Source organism: Salinisphaera sp. G21_0, assembly GCF_017744115.1.
In the GTDB taxonomy this organism is placed as follows: Bacteria; Pseudomonadota; Gammaproteobacteria; order Pseudomonadales; family Endozoicomonadaceae; genus Endozoicomonas.
Genome location: NZ_JAGHQW010000004.1, coordinates 89,992 through 108,355 on the forward strand (window position 1 = coordinate 89,992; position 18,364 = coordinate 108,355).

General features: G+C 47.5%; 18 protein-coding genes. 10 read left to right on the top strand and 8 right to left on the bottom strand.

Annotated elements, in window-relative coordinates; translation table 11 throughout:
• Positions 1 to 2: 2 nt before the first annotated feature.
• The 3 genes from ctaD to J7439_RS03120 all read left to right on the top strand — a co-directional run bounded on the left by ctaD (position 3) and on the right by J7439_RS03120 (position 3,151).
• On the top strand, positions 3 to 1,595 hold the full coding sequence (ctaD, locus tag J7439_RS03110) for a cytochrome c oxidase subunit I (RefSeq protein WP_101745353.1): 1,593 nt from the start codon (positions 3 to 5) through the stop codon (positions 1,593 to 1,595).
• 15 nt (positions 1,596 to 1,610) lie between these two features.
• Positions 1,611 to 2,174, top strand: a complete 564-nt coding sequence (locus J7439_RS03115; protein ID WP_101745352.1) for a cytochrome c oxidase assembly protein — start codon at positions 1,611 to 1,613, stop codon at positions 2,172 to 2,174.
• A gap of 86 nt (positions 2,175 to 2,260) precedes the next feature.
• On the top strand, positions 2,261 to 3,151 hold the full coding sequence (locus J7439_RS03120) for a cytochrome c oxidase subunit 3 (RefSeq protein ID WP_209200333.1): 891 nt from the start codon (positions 2,261 to 2,263) through the stop codon (positions 3,149 to 3,151).
• Between the two features lie 3 nt (positions 3,152 to 3,154).
• On the opposite strand, the gene J7439_RS03125 is transcribed toward J7439_RS03120, so the two are convergent.
• Positions 3,155 to 3,370, bottom strand: a complete 216-nt coding sequence (locus J7439_RS03125; protein ID WP_209200335.1) for a DUF2909 domain-containing protein — start codon at positions 3,368 to 3,370, stop codon at positions 3,155 to 3,157.
• Positions 3,371 to 3,472: 102 nt separating this feature from the next.
• Here J7439_RS03125 and J7439_RS03130 point away from each other — a divergent pair, with 102 nt between their 5' ends.
• The 5 genes from J7439_RS03130 to J7439_RS03150 all read left to right on the top strand — a co-directional run bounded on the left by J7439_RS03130 (position 3,473) and on the right by J7439_RS03150 (position 7,687).
• Entirely contained in the window at positions 3,473 to 4,174 is a 702-nt protein-coding gene (locus tag J7439_RS03130) for an SURF1 family protein (protein WP_209200337.1), read from the top strand.
• Between the two features lie 183 nt (positions 4,175 to 4,357).
• Complete coding sequence (locus J7439_RS03135; protein ID WP_209200339.1) at positions 4,358 to 4,942, top strand: redox-active disulfide-containing membrane protein; 585 nt, start codon at positions 4,358 to 4,360, stop codon at positions 4,940 to 4,942.
• Positions 4,943 to 5,042: 100 nt separating this feature from the next.
• Positions 5,043 to 6,116, top strand: a complete 1,074-nt coding sequence (locus J7439_RS03140) for a COX15/CtaA family protein (RefSeq protein WP_209275902.1) — start codon at positions 5,043 to 5,045, stop codon at positions 6,114 to 6,116.
• A 2-nt stretch (positions 6,117 to 6,118) separates the two neighbouring features.
• Positions 6,119 to 7,021 carry a heme o synthase gene (gene cyoE, locus J7439_RS03145; protein ID WP_209200343.1) on the top strand — a complete coding sequence of 301 codons (903 nt, stop codon included), beginning with the start codon at positions 6,119 to 6,121 and terminating at the stop codon, positions 7,019 to 7,021.
• Positions 7,022 to 7,030: 9 nt separating this feature from the next.
• Positions 7,031 to 7,687 carry an SCO family protein gene (locus J7439_RS03150; protein ID WP_209200349.1) on the top strand — a complete coding sequence of 219 codons (657 nt, stop codon included), beginning with the start codon at positions 7,031 to 7,033 and terminating at the stop codon, positions 7,685 to 7,687.
• 119 nt (positions 7,688 to 7,806) lie between these two features.
• On the opposite strand, the gene J7439_RS03155 is transcribed toward J7439_RS03150, so the two are convergent.
• The 5 genes from J7439_RS03155 to J7439_RS03175 all read right to left on the bottom strand — a co-directional run bounded on the left by J7439_RS03155 (position 7,807) and on the right by J7439_RS03175 (position 12,011).
• Positions 7,807 to 9,051: a hypothetical protein gene (locus J7439_RS03155; protein WP_209200351.1), complete on the bottom strand. Its 1,245-nt coding sequence runs from the start codon at positions 9,049 to 9,051 to the stop codon at positions 7,807 to 7,809.
• A gap of 58 nt (positions 9,052 to 9,109) precedes the next feature.
• The gene (locus J7439_RS03160) at positions 9,110 to 9,859 is read right to left on the bottom strand and encodes a hypothetical protein (protein WP_209200353.1); all 750 of its coding nucleotides are present in this window, start codon (positions 9,857 to 9,859) and stop codon (positions 9,110 to 9,112) included.
• Between the two features lie 103 nt (positions 9,860 to 9,962).
• Positions 9,963 to 10,745, bottom strand: a complete 783-nt coding sequence (gene znuB, locus J7439_RS03165) for a zinc ABC transporter permease subunit ZnuB (protein ID WP_353622989.1) — start codon at positions 10,743 to 10,745, stop codon at positions 9,963 to 9,965.
• Positions 10,745 to 11,518: a zinc ABC transporter ATP-binding protein ZnuC gene (znuC, locus tag J7439_RS03170; RefSeq protein ID WP_209200367.1), complete on the bottom strand. Its 774-nt coding sequence runs from the start codon at positions 11,516 to 11,518 to the stop codon at positions 10,745 to 10,747. Before znuC ends, znuB begins: the two co-directional genes overlap by 1 nt.
• A 13-nt stretch (positions 11,519 to 11,531) precedes the next feature.
• A complete protein-coding gene (locus tag J7439_RS03175; protein ID WP_209200369.1) occupies positions 11,532 to 12,011 on the bottom strand; it encodes a Fur family transcriptional regulator in 480 nt (159 codons plus the stop codon).
• Positions 12,012 to 12,205: 194 nt separating this feature from the next.
• On the opposite strand from J7439_RS03175, the gene J7439_RS03180 reads away from it, so the two are divergent.
• Entirely contained in the window at positions 12,206 to 13,906 is a 1,701-nt protein-coding gene (locus tag J7439_RS03180; protein ID WP_209200371.1) for a U-box domain-containing protein, read from the top strand.
• On the opposite strand, the gene J7439_RS03185 is transcribed toward J7439_RS03180, so the two are convergent.
• Positions 13,898 to 14,887 (bottom strand): homoserine kinase, encoded by a 990-nt coding sequence (locus J7439_RS03185; RefSeq protein WP_209200372.1) that lies wholly within the window; start codon positions 14,885 to 14,887, stop codon positions 13,898 to 13,900. The two genes, J7439_RS03180 and J7439_RS03185, sit on opposite strands and share 9 nt — an antisense overlap.
• 45 nt (positions 14,888 to 14,932) lie before the next feature.
• Positions 14,933 to 15,334 carry a DUF2782 domain-containing protein gene (locus tag J7439_RS03190; protein WP_209200380.1) on the bottom strand — a complete coding sequence of 134 codons (402 nt, stop codon included), beginning with the start codon at positions 15,332 to 15,334 and terminating at the stop codon, positions 14,933 to 14,935.
• Between the two features lie 256 nt (positions 15,335 to 15,590).
• Between J7439_RS03190 and polA the strand changes: the two genes are divergently transcribed.
• The gene (gene polA / locus J7439_RS03195) at positions 15,591 to 18,338 is read left to right on the top strand and encodes a DNA polymerase I (RefSeq protein ID WP_209200387.1); all 2,748 of its coding nucleotides are present in this window, start codon (positions 15,591 to 15,593) and stop codon (positions 18,336 to 18,338) included.
• Positions 18,339 to 18,364 lie beyond the last annotated feature (26 nt).

The following is an 18,364-nucleotide window of genomic DNA, read 5'->3' on the forward strand; positions in this document are numbered from 1 at the left end:
ATATGACTTCGGTAACAGATACTGCTTCTTCCCTGGATCAGGAGCACCATCACGGGCCTGCCAAAGGATTGATGCGTTGGGTTCTGACCACCAACCACAAAGACATTGGCTCCATGTACCTGTGGTTCAGCTTCATTATGTTTCTGACCGGTGGGGCCATGGCCATGATCATCCGGGCTGAACTGTTCCAGCCCGGACTGCAGATTGTCGAACCGGCTTTTTTCAACCAGATGACCACGATGCACGGTTTGATCATGGTATTCGGTGCCGTTATGCCGGCTTTTGTCGGGTTGGCTAACTGGATGATTCCCATGATGATCGGAGCACCGGATATGGCCATGCCCCGGATGAACAACTGGAGCTTCTGGATTCTGCCCTTTGCTGCCGTGATGCTGGTGAGCACCTTGTTTATGGAAGGTGGTGGCCCCAACTTCGGCTGGACCTTCTATGCGCCACTATCAACAGACTATGCACCGCCTTCAACAACATTTTTCATCTTTGCCATCCACATGCTCGGTATCTCTTCCATCATGGGTGCGATTAATATCATCGCGACCATCCTGAACCTCAGGGCTCCGGGGATGACCATGATGAAAATGCCCATGTTTGTCTGGACCTGGCTGATCACGGCTTATCTGCTGATTGCGGTAATGCCGGTGCTGGCGGGTGCAGTAACCATGATGTTGATGGATATCCATTTCGGTACCAGTTTCTTCAATGCCGGTGGTGGTGGTGATCCGGTACTGTTCCAGCATATTTTCTGGTTCTTCGGGCATCCGGAAGTTTACATCATGATTCTCCCCTCCTTCGGGATTGTCTCCGCCATTATTCCTGCATTTGCCCGCAAGCCCCTGTTTGGCTATACCTCCATGGTGTACGCCACCGCCAGTATTGCCTTTCTGTCGTTTATTGTCTGGGCGCACCACATGTTTACGGTGGGCATCCCGCTGATTGGCGAGCTGTTTTTTATGTACGCCACCATGCTGATTGCGGTACCCACCGGGGTGAAGATATTCAACTGGGTGACCACCATGTTCCGTGGTTCCATGACCTTTGAAACCCCGATGCTCTTCTCCACGGCGTTTGTGGTGCTCTTTACCATTGGTGGTTTCTCTGGACTGATGCTGTCAATTGCCCCTGCTGACTTCCAATATCACGACACCTATTTCGTGGTGGCTCATTTCCACTATGTACTGGTGCCGGGAGCAATTTTTGCCATCTATGCTGCCTGCTACTACTGGCTGCCAAAATGGACTGGCTATATGTATGACGAGACGCTGGCCAAAGTGCATTTCTGGATGTCCTTTATCGGGATGAACCTGACATTCTTCCCAATGCACTTTGTCGGGCTGGCTGGCATGCCACGCAGGATTCCGGACTACGCACTGCAGTTTGCCAACTTCAATGAAATGGCCAGTATTGGTGGTTTTATGTTTGGAACCACGCAGCTCCTGTTCCTGTTTATCGTGATTAAATGCATCAGGGGGGGAGCAAAAGCTGAGGCCAAGCCCTGGGAAGGTTCTGAAGGGTTAGAGTGGAGTGTGCCATCACCAGCGCCCTATCACACCTTCACCACACCACCGGATGTAAAGTAAACGACAGGAGTCTGTATGAGTGAACAGGATAGAGAGCAGCCTGAGGCCATTGAGCATTCAACTCGCCGTACTGTCATTCGCTCCATACTCGTAGCTTGTGGCATGTTCGGTTTTGGTTTTGCCATGGTGCCACTGTACAACGTGTTCTGTCAGGTGACTGGCCTGAACGGCAAGACGGATCCTGACCCATATATGTACAAGGCAGCGGAAGCCAAAGTGGATACCAGCCGCGATATCAAGGTGCAGTTTGTGGCCACGAAGAATGCGGGCATGAGCTGGGACTTTTACCCCAGCACTCCCCAGGTCACTGTGCATCCCGGCGAACCGGGCCTGCTCAACTTTGTTGCGAAAAACCCCACGGGTAAAACCATAGTGGGCCAGGCCATTCCCAGTGTGACTCCATTTGAAGCCACCAACTTTCTGCATAAGGTCGAGTGTTTTTGTTTTACCACACAGACGTTGCAGCCATGGGAAGAAAAGGTGATGCCACTGCGGATTATCGTCGATCAGGATCTGCCGAAGCATATAAAAAAGCTAACCTTGTCTTATACGCTGTTTGATGTAACCCATTTGAACTGAATGTTTTGAGCTTTATTTTCTAAAGAAGATTGTTCGGGAGAAAAGGCGTACTCCCTGTCAGATCAGGAGAGGTGAAAGAAAGTATTATGGCTACCGAAGGTACCTACTACGTTCCGGCCCAGAGTAAATGGCCAATCATTGCGTCTATTGGACTTTTTCTGACCCTTCTGGGGGCCGGCATGATGATGAATGACATGAGCGCCGGTGTTAAGGACTCTAGTGCACATTATGTGTTTTATGCCGGTGGCCTGATTATGGCCTGGATGCTGTTTGGCTGGTTCGGCAATGTCATTCAGGAGTCCCGGTCCGGACTTTACAGTGCGCAGATGGACCGAACATTCCGCTGGGGAATGTTCTGGTTTATTTTTTCCGAAGTGATGTTCTTTGCCGCACTGTTTGGAACCCTGTTTTATGTTCGGGTTCTGGCCGTTCCCTGGCTCGCCGGTGAGGGTGAAGGGGCGATGACTCACGAAATGCTCTGGCCAGATTTTACTGCGAGCTGGCCGCTGATGGTGAATCCGGACAACGACCTTTTTGTTGGCGCTGCCGATGTTGTGGATCCCTTTCACCTGCCGCTGTTGAACACCCTTCTGCTGGTTGCTTCCAGTATCACACTGACACTGGCCCACCACGCACTGCGCGCTAATGACCGCTACAAGATAAAACTGTGGTTGATCCTGACACTGGTACTCGGCACCGCATTCCTGTTTTTCCAGGTTGAAGAGTACATTGAAGCCTATAACGAACTGGGGTTGACCCTCAGTGCTGGTATTTATGGCTCAACCTTCTTCCTCTTGACCGGTTTTCACGGTGCTCATGTAACCCTGGGAGCCATTATGCTGGCGGTGATGCTGGTGCGGGTTTTTCAGGGGCATTTTGAGGCGGATAACCATTTTGCCTTTGAGGCCGCCAGCTGGTACTGGCACTTTGTAGATGTGGTATGGGTTGGACTGTTTATTTTCGTTTATCTGATTTAACGGTTATCGATACAACCAGGGTGCCTGGCTGTGGATATCCCCATGAAGCCAGGCGGCGACAATAATCACCATAATCAAAACAGTGAGACCGATACGAACTTTCAGGGAGTTCAGCAGCTTGGGCGAACTCTTTTTCTCAGTCAGCAAAAAATAAAAGCCGGTACCCAGACTGATAACCACGGCAATAAAAAGAACAATAACGACGAGTTTTATCCACATATTCCTGGCTCAAGAAAGTTATCCACAAGGCAAACTCCTGAGATGAACTCAGTATTTTCCGCACTTTCTGGGACACAATAGCATAGAAAGACCGTTCACTTGATGTTTGGATTCAGATTGAAGTTGACCCTGTTAGTGATTGCCACCCTGCCGGTACTGGTGAGTCTGGGCTTCTGGCAGCTATCACGTTACGAGCAAAAGTTGATGCTGGAGCAGGCTTATGAGTCTCGCCATACTCTTGAGCCGCTGCCACTTTCCCAGGTTCAACGCCACGAAGATCCTTTGTTTCTCCCTTTTACGGTGAGCGGCCGGTTTGACCCGGATCGCTACTTTCTTTTGGATAATCAGGTTTTCCAGGGCGAGGCCGGGTATGAGCTGTTTATGCCGTTTCTGACCGATGACGGAGCATGGTTGCTGATTGACCGGGGGTGGATTGTCGCAGGTGATCGGGAACGGCTGCCGGAGGTGATGACAGATCCGGAGCATCTGATACTGACCGGCTTTGCGTATAAGCCCCTGGGTAAACCTTTTATGCTGGCGGAAGACATCTGGGAAGATGGTTGGCCGAAACGCATCCAGGCGTTTGACTCACTAAAAATATCCGAAGCCATAGAGAGCACGATGCCGGATTTCTACATGGTGCTCAGAGCCGGTCAGCCGGGTGCTGAACAGATGCGCCCAACGGTGATTAATCTGAAATCAGAGAAGCACCTGGGCTACGCCTTTCAATGGTTTGCCATGGCACTGGTCCTGCTCTTGTTGTATGGGTTCCAGATGATTCGCTCAGGTAAGAACCATAAGTAGTTAACCAAATGAAATCATATTTTCTGACTAAGTGGACAGTCACTCTGCGGCGTTACAACTACGGTCACATAGCTACGGCTATGCTCCCTACGTTGTGCCTTGCATAGTAACTGCCCACTTAGCCAGAAAATATGATTCCATTCGGCTAACTACTTAAGAACAAGCATGACGTGTGAGGTGATCATGACCAAGACAACCACGAATAAGAACCGGCTGCAGCTTGCCCTTGTCATTCTGATCCCATCCATGGCCATGGGGTTGGCCTGGATGATGTACTTTACCGGGGCATGGATACCAGAAGGAAGAACCAATAAAGGCGAGCTTTTATTACCACCGGCCCAGTTTGCCGCGCTGCATCTTCAGGACGGTGAAAAGAGTGTAGATGCCTCAGCAACAGAGGGCCTCTGGCGCGTGGTGGTGTTTGGCAGTGCCCGTTGTGAAGAGTCTGATTGTGTCGCAAGCCTGTACAAAACCCGTCAGGTGCATATTGCCCTGGGAAAAGAGTCTGAACGAGTGACCCGGTTTTATATTGCTCCGGAAAAACCGGTGCCCTCCTCAGAACTTGAAACGGAACATCCGGGAATTTACTGGCTGAACGCGGACAAAAACCATGTGCAAACCGCACTTGGCCTGAAGCACTGGCCAGAGAACCGTATTTTTATCATTGATCCACTGGGTAATCTGATTATGGGATATCGGGTTGATCAGCCTGGTGGTGATGTGCTGAAAGATCTGCAAAAGCTGCTGAAAGCATCCAATATCGGTTAATGGGTACTAAATGATTATTTAGTCATTGGTTTTTGTTTAATGTGGTATTTTTTGGTTAAAAAAAGGGTTGGTAATGGGTAGTCAACTCACTGGGGTGGCAATGAAGAAAAAAGGATTTTATCTGGCGCTGATCGCAACGCTGCTGGCAAGCATTGTCGTTGGTGTGGGGGCCTATACCAGGCTGGTACATGCCGGGCTTGGCTGTCCTGACTGGCCCGGCTGTTATGGTTTTCTGACCGTGCCGGATACTCAGCAGGAGATTGCCCATGCCGAGTCACTCTTTCCGGAGGCTCCGGTTGAAGTTGATAAGGGTTGGGCAGAGATGATCCACCGTTATGTGGCTGGCACCCTGATGCTCCTGGTGCTGATGATTGTTATTCAGGCATTCAGAAACCGGCGTGAGCCGGGTCAGCCGTTCAAGCTGCCCATTCTGATCCTTGCACTGATTACTCTGCAGGCCGCTTTTGGTATGTGGACCGTCACGTTAAAACTATGGCCCCAGGTTGTGACTGCTCATTTGCTGGGCGGTTTTGCCACCTTCAGTTTGTTGTTTCTCTTGACGTTGAGGTTGTCCGGCGCGCATCGAGAAAAGGTGCCGGAAAAGCCGTTCCTGTTCCTGAGGTGGCTGGCGGTATTCAGTCTGGTACTGGTGGTTGGTCAGGTCAGTCTGGGTGGTTGGACCAGCTCCAACTATGCAGCCCTTGCCTGCCCTGACCTGCCAATGTGTCAGGGGCAATGGCTGCCACCCATGAATTTTGCAGAAGGGTTCGATGTCGGGCAGGACATCGGTCCGAATTATCTGGGTGGGCAGTTGCATGCTGAGGCCAGAACCGCCATACATTTTGCCCACAGAGCGGGGGCGATACTTATAGTGATATTTCTGACGTTGCAAATGCTTATTGCGCTCAAGGTATCTTTCAGGGTTGGTGGTTCTATAGGTTCAACGGTTCGAAAACTGATGCTGCTGGTTATGGTCATGTTGACGGTCCAGGTGGGTCTTGGCCTGAGCAATATCATCTGGAGCCTGCCGTTGAGTATTGCCGTAGCCCATAATCTCGGTGGTGCCTTGTTGTTATTATCACTGGTGGCCTATAACTACTTCTTATTCGGTGGTGCTCTTAAGAAAAGTGGTTTGAACAACAGTTTGCAGGATTTGCAGGAAATAGAGGGCTGAGCATGAGTCAAAGTAATGTATTACCGGCAGGGAGTGCCCACTGGAAGGATTATCTTGAGCTGACCAAGCCGAAGGTGGTCGCGCTGATGATCTTAACGTCGGTTATTGGTATGTACCTGGCAACACCTGGCTGGGTACCTCTGGATATTCTGTTTTTTGGCAACCTGGGGATTGCTCTCTGTGCCGGTGCCGCAGCGGTGATCAATCATGTGGTTGACCGACAGATCGATACGGTGATGGCGAGAACCCATAATCGTCCGGTGGCCACCGGTCGGGTTGAACCGCTCCAGGCGGTCATTTTTGCCTTTATTATTGGTTCACTGGGAATGGCCATGCTGTTTGTGCTGGTTAACCCTCTGACCGCCTGGTTAACATTTGCATCCCTGATGGGCTATGCGGTGGTGTATACACTGATTCTGAAACGGGCAACGCCACAGAATATTGTTATTGGTGGTTTGGCTGGGGCGGCTCCTCCCCTGCTCGGCTGGACTGCCGTGGCCGGACAGTTTGAAGGCCATGGCCTTTTGCTGGTACTGATTATTTTTGCCTGGACGCCGCCTCACTTCTGGGCCCTGGCGATCCATCGCAAGGAGGAGTATGCCAAAGCGGATGTTCCCATGTTGCCAGTTACCCATGGTGAGGCTTACACCAAACTTCATATTCTGCTCTATACCATCATCATGTTTATGGTCACCTTGCTACCATTCCTGACGGGTATGAGTGGGGTGATCTATCTGGTGGGTGCAACCATTATGGGAGCACGCTTTTTATACTGGTCCATTGTTCTGCTGCGTGACAGCAGACCTCATGCTGCCATCAAGACCTTCAGGTTTTCAATTACCTATTTGATGCTGCTGTTTGTGGTGTTACTGGTGGACCACTATTCATTTTATCTCTGGGTGTAAGGAGTCCCTGTGGACACAGAAAGGAGTAAAGGGGTGAAAAAGACGGTCACTATTTTACTGGCAGCCGTTGCTGTCGTGCTCGGGGTGACGGCGAATAAATTCATCAACAAGCCAGCGTTATCCAAAGAGCAGCTGCAACAGATGGGGGCGGTGGTATTTGAAACACCCAGGGCTTTCACCATGGATGGGCTGGTTGACCATAACGGCCAGCCATTTGTCGCAGAAAATCTTAAGGGGCGCTGGAGCCTGGTCTATTTTGGCTTCACCTTCTGCCCTGATATCTGCCCGGCAACGCTCAGTCAGTTAAATAAGCTGGACGCACTGCTCAAGGAGAAGTCGCCGGTTCTTGCGAAAGAGATGCAGTACCTGATGGTGACGGTGGACCCACGAAGAGACACCCCTGACAAGCTGAAAGGCTATGTGCCCTACTTTAATAAGGACTTCACAGGAATCACAGGAGAAGTTGCCAGTATTTATAACCTGGCGGTTCAGATGAATGTCCCGTTCACCCCGGTGGTTGACCCTGAGGATGAGTTTTATCTGGTGGATCATGGTGCCAACCTGGCCTTGATTAATCCGCAAGGACACTATCACGGGTTTATACGGCCACCATTGGAACCCGGTAAGCTTAGGGCAGCGTTGTTAAGTATTGACAAGAGTCATTGAGTCTTGATTTTTTACTATCTTTTTGATGTTAAAGCCAGCGGATGCTGGCTTTGCAAATTAATAGAGAGTTCCAACCAAAAGTTTTTTCAGGGCAGCGGTCAAATCGAAAGTACGATGGGTCAAGAATCGGTCCGAATCACTTCAAGCTCAATAAATCTGCTTATTTCATAAACCAGGTCAATAGATAAATTCGCCAATTTTGTGAAATTTTCAGCTTCCTCAGGCGTTCGTATTTTATGTTTGAAATTATTTCTTTTATTCATATTCATTAAAGGTGTCTTGAAGAAGGCGTGAATATCAAGAAAGGTTTCAATACCGTGTGGCTTTAACAATTCCTCATCAAGCTGAACCAGGTCGAGAACAGAATTGCTGGTTGTTCTTTGATAATAATCAATCGCTTCATGGATATCTTCCTCTGGTGTGTGCGCTTCAATAAAACGCAGATGATAATGCTCCATAAGCAAATTTATTAATGGTTGTTTGATTTTTTCTATATAATTGATAATTGCTCTTTTTTGTTGATTGGTTTTACTGTTTGCTTCATCCTCCAAAGGTTTATAATCAGGAATTTTAGTGGTTAAAGCTACCAACTGTTCCATGTAGGCAACTAATGGGTGATTTGGCAACCATCGGGCTAGTTCCTTTTTGTATGCAACAGCGTCATGATATTTTGTGATGATCACATCGATAGCAATGTCCGCTAATGTACGCTTAAGAGGAGTATTCAAAGTAATTATTTTATCTGTTGTCGTACTGCTCTTTAAAATTGTTACCTCAGAATACCGATTATAAGGTTGATCAGTAATCACTTTAGCAGCCATTGCAAGTGATCCATCCGATGTTTCTGTAAGCACTTTTGTATTTTTAGCAAATCGTGGTAATTCTTTTTGATCGCTGATCATTCCTAAATATATTGCCAATTCCCCTACTGTAGGTTTAAGTTGAAATGGTTCTTCGATGACCAAAATCTTTCTGGTTAAAAGTTTCCCTGCCATTCCTTTAATAAACCATGGATTTAACTTCTCATTTTCTGCTGGTGAAGGTGTTTTTACAGGACTTTGTTCTCCGGAAACACTGGGCTGCTGTGAGGCTGGTTCTGCTTTTTCCAGTACTTTTTGAGAAGCTTCCCATGGAGCACTGGTATCAAGATCTCTTTTTAGTAATATTTGGGTATCCGCAGGCAGTATGCCAATTTTTCTAATGCCGTGCTCAACGCAGACCAGATAATGTTCTCCTTCATCAATATCAACTGATTTAACTGGATCTTGTTCAGTTGAGACAAATTTTTTAGGTGAAATCTGTAATCTGGCAAACGATTGAGCATATTTGCTGTGCTCAGAAATATTCGGAAAATTTATTTTCATAACTTCTCTCGTTACCTCCTGGCTGAGAGTTTGGTCAGGTCGGAATTCTCATAAAGCTTTAAGCCAATTTACCAGTGCGTAATGTAATTGACCTGGGGCTTTCACGGTCCTTATTACTCCAAAACAATAGAGAGTTTTCAACAGTCTGGATGGCAATGGAACCTGTGCCAAATTTACCAATGCAGAAACCGGAGCCTATGTAGGTCATGGAATGAATCCATTCGTGTGTTAAAGTATCCGACAAATTTAGATAGCTAAATGGCTCAACTATTTTTATATCAGTTACTACCGTTTTGTGATAATAGTTTATAGGGATTTTGGTATTATATTTTTCTGCTCCACAGTGTAAAAAACGTTCGAACTGATGACATGTTGGGACCGCATGCTCACTGTCTTCGGAAGTCGTACAGTAACGAGCGCCTTGTGAAATCCACTTTACAAATCTTTTTCCCCAAGTGACTGGAGGCTGATATTCACACTCTGTTTCATCCTGACCTTTGACAACAAAAGAAATCTTGTCGTCTTTATCTTGAAAAAGTGTCATTAAGTATTCATCAGCGCCTTCACCACAAATTGAGACATCAGTTTTATCCCCAATTTGAAAGATTTGGAGTGTTATTTTGTTGGAAATTTCCGGATTTATTAATGACTGACGTGTCAGAGTATACGGTTCCTTTATATAAACCTTGACCGTCTTTGCATGACTTGTTTCCCTGCCTGCAAATGAGCCGCTGCTGTTTTTCTCCATACTGTTGTTCGCTGTTCGTGCGGGGAGAGACATAGTGTTAGCTGTAGAGGATATATTCATCAGTTTTTCCTGACTTTGCCGTGAATTTACACGAAAAGCCTTAAGCAGCAGGCTTTTCGAGCAGATTTCTGTGTTGTGAACTCGCGGACTCAGGTTTTATTTATTACTTTCTTTTTATCAACCGGGTGATTAAAAAAAATAAAAAGCTGGCCACAACCACTGAAGGGGCCGCAGGCGTGTCCAGATACCATGAAGCCGCCAAGCCTCCGGAAACACCAAGGATGCCAAGCAGTGCTGAAACAATCACCATCTGCTCTGGTGTGCGCGCCAGCCGCTGGGCGGTCGCTGCCGGAATAATCATCAGGGAGGTAATCAGCAGGACACCGACTATCTTCATGGCTACGGCGATCACCAGGGCCATCAGCAGGGTTAGCGTCATTCTGAGCTTCCTGACCGGAATGCCCTCCACCTGGGCCAGCTCGGCATGAACTGACATGGATAACAACGGTTTCCAGAGCCATGCCAGTGTTGCCAGAACCAGGGCTCCTCCTCCGTAAATCCAGTAAAGATCAGAGGGACCGGTTGCCAGCAGGTCACCGAACAGATAGGACATCATATCTACCCGAACATTATCCGCAAAGCTGACGGTGACCAGACCAATGGACAAAGAGCTGTGGGCAAGGATTCCCAGAAGGGTGTCGGAAGCCATTCGTTGTTTTTCCTGGAAGCTGACCAGGATGGCGGCAATCATCAGTGAACTGGCGATAACGGCCAGGTTGATATTGATATCCAGCATCAGCCCCAGTGACACCCCCAGTAGAGCAGAGTGAGAGAGGGTATCGCCGAAATAAGCCATACGCCTCCAGACCACAAAGCAGCCCAGTGGTGCTGCCAGCAGAGCCACGCCATAGCCTGCCAGCAAGGCAGATAAGAGAATATCCGGCATCATTGTTTTCCTTCAGATACAGGGCTTTGTGGCTCAAGAATATGCCCGTCAACGCCATGATGGTGGTCGTGATGGTGAGTATATACCGCCAGTTCGTCCGACTCTCCACCAAACAGGCGAAGATACGCCGGGTGTTGCTTAACCTGGTGAGGGTGGCCGGAGCAGCAGACGTGTTGATTGATGCAAATGACCTTGTCGGTGGATGCCATCACCAGATGGAGGTCGTGGGACACCATCAGAACGGCACAGTGCTCCCGGTCTCTGGACGCGTTACGAATCTCCGTGATCAGCTGGTAAAGCTCCTTCTGTCCGGTGACATCAACCCCCTGCACAGGTTCATCCAGCACCAGAAGGTGTGGTTTATGCAGCAGTGCCCGGGCCAGCAGAACCCTTTGCAGCTCACCACCCGACAGGGATTGCAGGGGAGACTGGAGCACATGGCTGACGCCGGTTCGCCCAAGGGCGTCGTGAACGGCGGTTAAACGACAACCGGTCAGCCTCAGGAAACGGTTGACCGTCAGTGGCATGGAGTCATCAATATGAAGCTTTTGCGGCATGTAGCCAATGCGCAGCCCCTTTCTGACGGAGCGTTGGCCGGATGTGGGTTCCTGCAATCCAAGGGCTACACGTACAAGGGTGGTTTTTCCTGCACCGTTCGGGCCTATCAGGGTAACGATTTCACCGGGATTCACCTGCAGATTGATCCCGGTCAGTACCTCTCTGTTCTGGAACTTCATCCAGATATTGCTCAACTCTATTAATGGTTGATTCATAATATGTGATTATTCACTTCGTTTTGCAGTTGGTGCATAAACCAGCCAGCTCTATTGAGGTATCCGCAATGATAAAGCCGTGTTCACTGGCACAGTCTTCCAGGGAATGTTCAATGGCCGGGTGTTCAATTTCAATGGTGGTCCGGCATTGGGTACAGATCAGAAAACAGCTGTTATGTGGCGTGCTCGGATGGCAGCAGCCAATGTAGGCATTGATGGATGACAAGCGATGGACCAGCCCTTGCTCCCGAAGAAAATCCAATGCCCTGTAGACGGTAGGGGGTTGGGCGGGTTTGGACTCTCCCTGAGTCAATTCGGCCAGTATTTCATAGGCCCCGACCGGGCAATGGCTCTGCCAGACCAGCTCTAACACCCTTTCCCTGAGGGGCGTCAGGCGAATATTGCGGCTCCGGCAAAGCAAACGGGCTTTATTCAAAGCATCTTTGATACAGTGCTGATGGTTATGGTCTCTGTAGGGATTAAGGCAAGACATGGTCAGATCATATAAACTTGTGGACGTTATAATATAACGCTTTTACAGGGTTTCATAGCTACAAAAGTAAATTAAAAAACCAAGTGGAACTTTTTCCTGAATTTACGGTCAATTAACAAGTCGATTAAGCCAACCAGTGAAAAATTACACTTCGTGAGATTGGCTAAAAATTAATACAAATATTGAGAGAAAAAATGGAAGCAAGCAATTATTCAATACATAATAATAGAGTTAAATTTCCGGAATCTTTTGAAAAAGAAAGAAATGAAGAAACTGAACAAAGTGGTATGTCTCTAAACCGGAAAATTACTGTTTGCCATGAGAATGGGGCCTTTATTAGTTCAGCTGGATTACCAAATTCCCCAGAGCCCGAACAGAAGAAATTTTTAACGACAACTCACATACAACCTGCCATATCATCTAGCCAGTTCAAGGTGGAGCTTGAGGAAATAAAAGCATGGCTGGATGATGGCTGTTTGAATTCTGTTGAAGATTGCAAAGCACAACTCAAGTCAATTATTGAAGATGATGTGGGTGTTTACAGATATAAGAAAAATCAAAATATACTGTTGCACATAGAAGAAAATGAACGGGTAAAGGCTGTAAAAAACACATTTGATAATATTGTTTCACACATTAGTCATTTAGTTAGTATCAATTATTTTAATGATAGCTTAAAACCAGAGCTGATCTTATTAGTGTGCAAGCACTATAAATGCGATAATATTGTATCTATTGTTGAAAAGCTGGTAAGTGATTTTGATAAGAATGACGAAGGCTTCTGCGACATATTGCTAAATTCCTTAGAAGAATATGAATGTTTTCTTGAAGAAAAATTGCCTGTTTACTTGGCATTTGATCTGTTGCTGGATGGACAATTTTCTATAGATTCCGGACTGAATTTTGTTCTCTTTGAAAAATTATCGAGAAATATTGGCGTGGATTTTCCTCCTTCCAAATTGAAAATGAATTTTGAATTTGATAATAATATGAATGTTCAGATGATTTGGGCGCTATTCTCAATTCTGAATTATTGGGATACATGTTATATAAGCTTTTTAAACAGTTTCACAGAAGCCGTTTATGATCAGCAAGGCATTGATTTGCATAAAGATGAGGATCTGATTAAATATATTGCCATGCGAATGGATACTACTGGTTATCAGAAACTTCGTAAACTTCTTGCCATGCCAGAAGACAGCTGTTCATTATTGAATGAAATTGAGATAACCGAATGTACAAAAGTGTGCGAACATATGATGTTTCCTGAAAAGCTGATCTTTATATTGAAAAGTTTCAGCAGGAGTGATTATTTTAAAGGTAAAGCTGATGGTTTATTTGACTATTTAAATAGAACTTTACCAACATACCATAAAGATTCTTCAGATTTTGTGATGTTGTTGCAAAAAAGTCCTGTAAGAGCATTATCAGAAGTTGAAGAGTGTATGGACAAAGTAGATAAAAAGTTGAAAAAGATGGCTGATGAGAGTTTTCTGGAGCTCAAAAAACAGAAATTGTCGGAAATACTGGAAATTATAGAAGAGCAACGTGGTAAAGAAGTCATATCCCTTACAAAGAGAAAAATGGACTTGATGGCCGATATTAATGCTTTAAAACTAGGCATAAAGAAAGATATTGCTAAATCCATTACTGACCCGAGAACTCTGAAAATAATAGAACATGCTGTTATCACTCCTTATGGACACACTTTTGACCAGGCATCAATTACCCGGTGGCTTGAGGAAAATAACAGCTGTCCGATCACAGCAAAACCCCTGGAGTTGAAACAGTTATCCCCTGATTTTAGTTTGCAAAAGGTTATTGATGATCTATCCCCCAAACTAAAAGAACTTAAAGTGGATACTGATTCAACAGATACCAACCAATCAGCTTAATTCTGCCAACGCAAGCTTTGTTCGTTTTCTCAGCATATCCCTGAATTTATTCGGATCAAGAAAATGACGCAGGAGGTTTTCCTCCTGCTCATTGTCTGCCTGAGTTTCCGGGTGTACAAAAGTAATCAGCCGGGAAATCCAGAATCTGAAAGCGGCCAGCCGCAACATGATTGGCCAGGCTTTTTGCTCATTCTCAGTAAAAGGCCGGACCTGCGCATAAGACTCCGTCAGTGCTTTTAAGCGTTGGCTATCAAGCTCAAGCGTATCAGTAAGACACCAGTCGTTTACAGTAACCGCCAGATCATAGATCAGCCAGTCATTACAGGCCTGATAAAAGTCGATCACGGCTGAGATTCTGCCCTGATCAAACAGTACATTATTATGAAACAGGTCGCCATGAATCAGCCCGGTTGGCAGATTGTCAAACGCTTGCAAAGCGTCAGAGATGTTTTGCCATTGCTCAGCCATAAAGTGGGCATCATCCTGGCCAAGTAATGGAATGAGTCTTTTCTGCTGGGCATCAAGCCAGGCAAGTCCCCGCTGGTTCTCCTGATAAAGGGAGGAACCTTGTCCTGCCTTATGGATTTTTGCCAGCATCGCACCAATCTGCTGGCACTGGTCCAGAGAGAGGTTTTCGGCGTCAGGGTGCTGCCCGGCAAAGCATTGCACAATCAGCGCAGGTTTGCCTTTCACCGACTGGAGAGCAGCACCACTCATATCCCGAATCGGGTTGGGCACAGGCAGGCCGAACGCTTTAAGCTCATCCGTATACTGGATAAAAAATGGCAGTGTGTCGGCGGGCAGATACTCAAAGAGGGTTAATACATAGCGCTGGTGACTGCCCTTGTTATCAATATCCAGAAAGTAGTTGGTATTCTCAACGCCACTTTCAATGCCCTGGAAGGACGTTAAGTTACCCAGGTCATAACGAATCAGAAGTTGCTCGATATCCTGTTGTGTCAAATGGGTATAAACAGACATGAAGTCCCTGTTCCTGGATGGTTATATCTATGGTTCTGTCGGTACTCAGTGCCACTCAAAAATGGTCCATGAAGGCACTAACAGGATACGTTTTGTTGGATCAATGGGGTTGCCTTCATTATCTGAGGCAATCAGGTAGTAGGGCTTACCTACCTTGGGAATCACCTGAATCGCATAAAGCTGGCCACCGACCCGGTACTCTTTATAAGTTCTGGAATCACCGGCTCGAATCACTACCGATGTGTCGTCCCTGTTCTCCAGCGCTTCAGGGCGCAGGTGTCTGGGAATCTTTTTAATGGCTTCATCAGTAAAAACAACCGCTCTCTGGCCCCTATGGGCTGTTGGCTGCTCCGGCTTTGAACCTTCCGGACTTTGTGTCGCACAGCCACAAAGAAACAAGGGTAAGAAAACCAGACCCAACTGCGCTCTTTTTATCAAGGGTTTCATCAGGAGCCTCATGATAATTGCGGTGGAAACCATTAAACTGCTAGGAGGCTGACCGAGAATAGACTGCCCTACTGCGGTGGCAGAAAATTGGTCTAAAAATTCCGTTTTGTTCGGCAAATAGCCCCGCTATTCACCTCACAAAACGGAATTTTTATCCTCAATTTTCTGCCATCCTCGCTACGGGCGCTATTCTCGGTCAGCCTCCTAGAAGCATTCTATACCCAGTTACCCAGAATCGTAAGTGAGTCCGTAATCCATGTCAGAACAAGCCAGTACGCCGCCACTCATACTCGTCGACGGCTCATCTTACCTTTATCGTGCCTTTCATGCTTCTGAGCGGGCCAATCTGCGCACGGCTGATGGTCGACCAACGGGCGCTATCCGGGTCATGACAAACATGTTGCGCAGTCTGATGCGTCAATATCAGGATAGCCATGTTGCGGTCATTTTTGACGCCAGGGGAAAAAACTTTCGCCATGACCTGTACAGCGAGTACAAAGCCACCCGGAAACCAATGCCGGACGACTTGCGTTCACAAATAGAACCCATACATCACATTGTTCGTGCGCTTGGCCTGCCTCTGTTAATGATTGAAGGTGTTGAGGCGGATGATGTGATTGGTACGCTGGCCAGACAGGCAACCGAGAAAAAGATCAACACCATCATTTCCACGGGTGATAAGGATATTGCCCAGCTGGTGACTGAGCATGTGTCGCTGATTGATACCATGAATGATGCGTATACCGATCAACAGGGTGTTGAAAGTAAGTTTGGTATTCCTGCCAACCTGATTATTGACTATCTGGCATTGATGGGCGATAGCAGCGATAACATCCCGGGTATGCCGGGTGTTGGTCAGAAAACAGCATTGGCTCTGCTCAATGGCATCGGCAGTATCGATGAGATTGCCGGGCGGCTGGATGAAGTGGCTGCGCTTGGTTTTCGGGGGAGCAAAAACTTCGCTGAGAAGTTCACCGAGCACAAGGACATTGTGTTGTTATCCCGGCAGCTGGCCACCATCAAGACCGATGTAGAACTGCCGGTTTCCATTGAAAGTCTGGAAATGCAGCCCCTTGATAAAGAGCAACTGTTAGCGCTGTTTAAAGAGTACGAATTCAGGACGTTGATTGCCGAGTTGGAGAAAGAGGGCGCTTTTACTGATAGCAATGAAGCTAACGAAAAAGCATCAGGCGCTACCGGTGAGTATTCTGTAGTTACTGAAGAGACCGAGTTTCTTGACTGGATAGCACAGCTGGAATCTGCAGAGCTGTTTGCGTTCGATACCGAAACCACCAGCCTGGATTACATGGTGGCTGAACTGGTGGGTGTTTCATTTGCCATTGAGCCCGGCAAGGCCGCTTATGTGCCCGTTGCCCATGATTATCTGGGAGCACCTGCCCAGCTGGAGAGAAACTGGGTATTGGAAAAACTCAAACCTTTGCTGGAAGACCCGGCAAAACAGAAAGTAGGTCAGAACTTTAAGTACGACCAGAGCGTGCTGGCCCGATATGACATTCAAATCATGGGGGCCGCTTTTGATACCATGCTTGAGTCCTACTGTTTGAACTCCATCGCCACCCGTCACAATATGGATGCCCTGGCTGAGCATTACCTGAATCATAAAACCATCAAATATGAGGATATTGCCGGCAAAGGTGCTAAACAACTGACGTTTAATCAGATTGAGCTTGAGAAAGCGGGCCCCTATGCGGCAGAAGATGCGGATATTACGTTACGTCTCCATCTTGCCATCTGGGAGCAGTTGCAGGCTGAGCCTTCGTTGACGGCGGTGTTCCGGGAAGTAGAAATGCCACTGGTGGATATTCTTTCACGTATTGAGCGGCATGGTGCCCTGGTGGATGGTGTCCTGCTTAAACAACAGAGCCTGGAGATTGGCCAGCGTCTCAAGGAACTGGAGCAAGCGGCCCACGATGTGGCAGGACAGGCATTTAACTTATCATCACCCAAACAGTTGCAGGAGCTTCTGTTTGATAAGCTGCAACTGCCGGTTATCAAGAAAACGCCCAAGGGGCAGCCATCAACTGCTGAAGAGGTCTTGCAGGAGCTTGCCCTGGACTATGAACTGCCCAAGCTGATTCTTGAGCATCGTAGCTTAAGCAAGCTCAAGTCCACTTATACCGAGAAACTTCCGCAGATGATTAATGGGGCGACGGGTCGTATCCATACCTCTTATCATCAGGCAGTAACCGCCACTGGACGACTATCCTCTTCAGATCCTAACCTGCAGAATATTCCCATTCGAACACCGGAAGGCCGTCGGGTGCGACAGGCGTTTATTGCACCGGAAGGTTACCAGCTGGTGGCGGCAGATTACTCCCAGATTGAGCTGAGAATCATGGCACACCTCTCTGGTGATAAAGGTCTGCTGGATGCTTTTGCCCATGGGCTGGATATCCATAAGGCAACGGCGGCTGAAGTATTTGGCGTAGCACTTGATGATGTAACGGGTGACCAGCGACGAAGTGCCAAAGCCATTAACTTTGGTTTGATCTACGGCATGTCTTCGTTCGGACTCGCTAAACAGCTGGGGGTATCCAGGAAATCAGCACAGGAATATATCGACCTTTACTTTGCACGTTATCCGGGTGTTTTAAGGTACATGGAAACAACCAAAAACTTCGCACGGGAAAAGGGGTATGTGGAGACAATATTGGGTCGTCGTCTGTATCTGCCGGAAATCAATGCCAGAAATGGTATGCGCCGTCAGGGTGCTGAACGAACAGCGATCAATGCACCTATGCAGGGCACTGCCGCAGATATTATCAAGAAGGCGATGATCAGGGTTGATGAGTGGCTGAAAGCGTCAGGGCTTGATGCCCGTGTCATTATGCAGGTCCACGATGAACTGGTGCTTGAAGTTGCCAATGAGAGTGTTGAGGCCGTTGTTGAAGGGATAAAAGTGCAGATGTCCAGTGCCGCCCAGCTCAGTGTTCCACTATTGGTTGAAGCCGGTATTGGGGATAACTGGGATGAAGCCCATTAGTACACGGTTTCAATGTATTTGATGGG

What these genes read in the sequence shown, in the direction of transcription:
- ctaD (WP_101745353.1), top strand. Translation starts at nt 3, where the DNA reads ATGACTTCGGTAACAGATACTGCTTCTTCCCTGGATCAGGAGCACCAT.
- J7439_RS03115 (WP_101745352.1), top strand. Translation starts at nt 1,611, where the DNA reads ATGAGTGAACAGGATAGAGAGCAGCCTGAGGCCATTGAGCATTCAACT.
- J7439_RS03120 (WP_209200333.1), top strand. Translation starts at nt 2,261, where the DNA reads ATGGCTACCGAAGGTACCTACTACGTTCCGGCCCAGAGTAAATGGCCA.
- J7439_RS03125 (WP_209200335.1), bottom strand. Translation starts at nt 3,370, where the DNA reads ATGTGGATAAAACTCGTCGTTATTGTTCTTTTTATTGCCGTGGTTATC.
- J7439_RS03130 (WP_209200337.1), top strand. Translation starts at nt 3,473, where the DNA reads ATGTTTGGATTCAGATTGAAGTTGACCCTGTTAGTGATTGCCACCCTG.
- J7439_RS03135 (WP_209200339.1), top strand. Translation starts at nt 4,358, where the DNA reads ATGACCAAGACAACCACGAATAAGAACCGGCTGCAGCTTGCCCTTGTC.
- J7439_RS03140 (WP_209275902.1), top strand. Translation starts at nt 5,043, where the DNA reads ATGAAGAAAAAAGGATTTTATCTGGCGCTGATCGCAACGCTGCTGGCA.
- cyoE (WP_209200343.1), top strand. Translation starts at nt 6,119, where the DNA reads ATGAGTCAAAGTAATGTATTACCGGCAGGGAGTGCCCACTGGAAGGAT.
- J7439_RS03155 (WP_209200351.1), bottom strand. Translation starts at nt 9,051, where the DNA reads ATGAAAATAAATTTTCCGAATATTTCTGAGCACAGCAAATATGCTCAA.
- J7439_RS03160 (WP_209200353.1), bottom strand. Translation starts at nt 9,859, where the DNA reads ATGAATATATCCTCTACAGCTAACACTATGTCTCTCCCCGCACGAACA.
- znuB (WP_353622989.1), bottom strand. Translation starts at nt 10,745, where the DNA reads ATGCCGGATATTCTCTTATCTGCCTTGCTGGCAGGCTATGGCGTGGCT.
- znuC (WP_209200367.1), bottom strand. Translation starts at nt 11,518, where the DNA reads ATGAATCAACCATTAATAGAGTTGAGCAATATCTGGATGAAGTTCCAG.
- J7439_RS03175 (WP_209200369.1), bottom strand. Translation starts at nt 12,011, where the DNA reads ATGTCTTGCCTTAATCCCTACAGAGACCATAACCATCAGCACTGTATC.
- J7439_RS03180 (WP_209200371.1), top strand. Translation starts at nt 12,206, where the DNA reads ATGGAAGCAAGCAATTATTCAATACATAATAATAGAGTTAAATTTCCG.
- J7439_RS03185 (WP_209200372.1), bottom strand. Translation starts at nt 14,887, where the DNA reads ATGTCTGTTTATACCCATTTGACACAACAGGATATCGAGCAACTTCTG.
- J7439_RS03190 (WP_209200380.1), bottom strand. Translation starts at nt 15,334, where the DNA reads ATGAAACCCTTGATAAAAAGAGCGCAGTTGGGTCTGGTTTTCTTACCC.
- polA (WP_209200387.1), top strand. Translation starts at nt 15,591, where the DNA reads ATGTCAGAACAAGCCAGTACGCCGCCACTCATACTCGTCGACGGCTCA.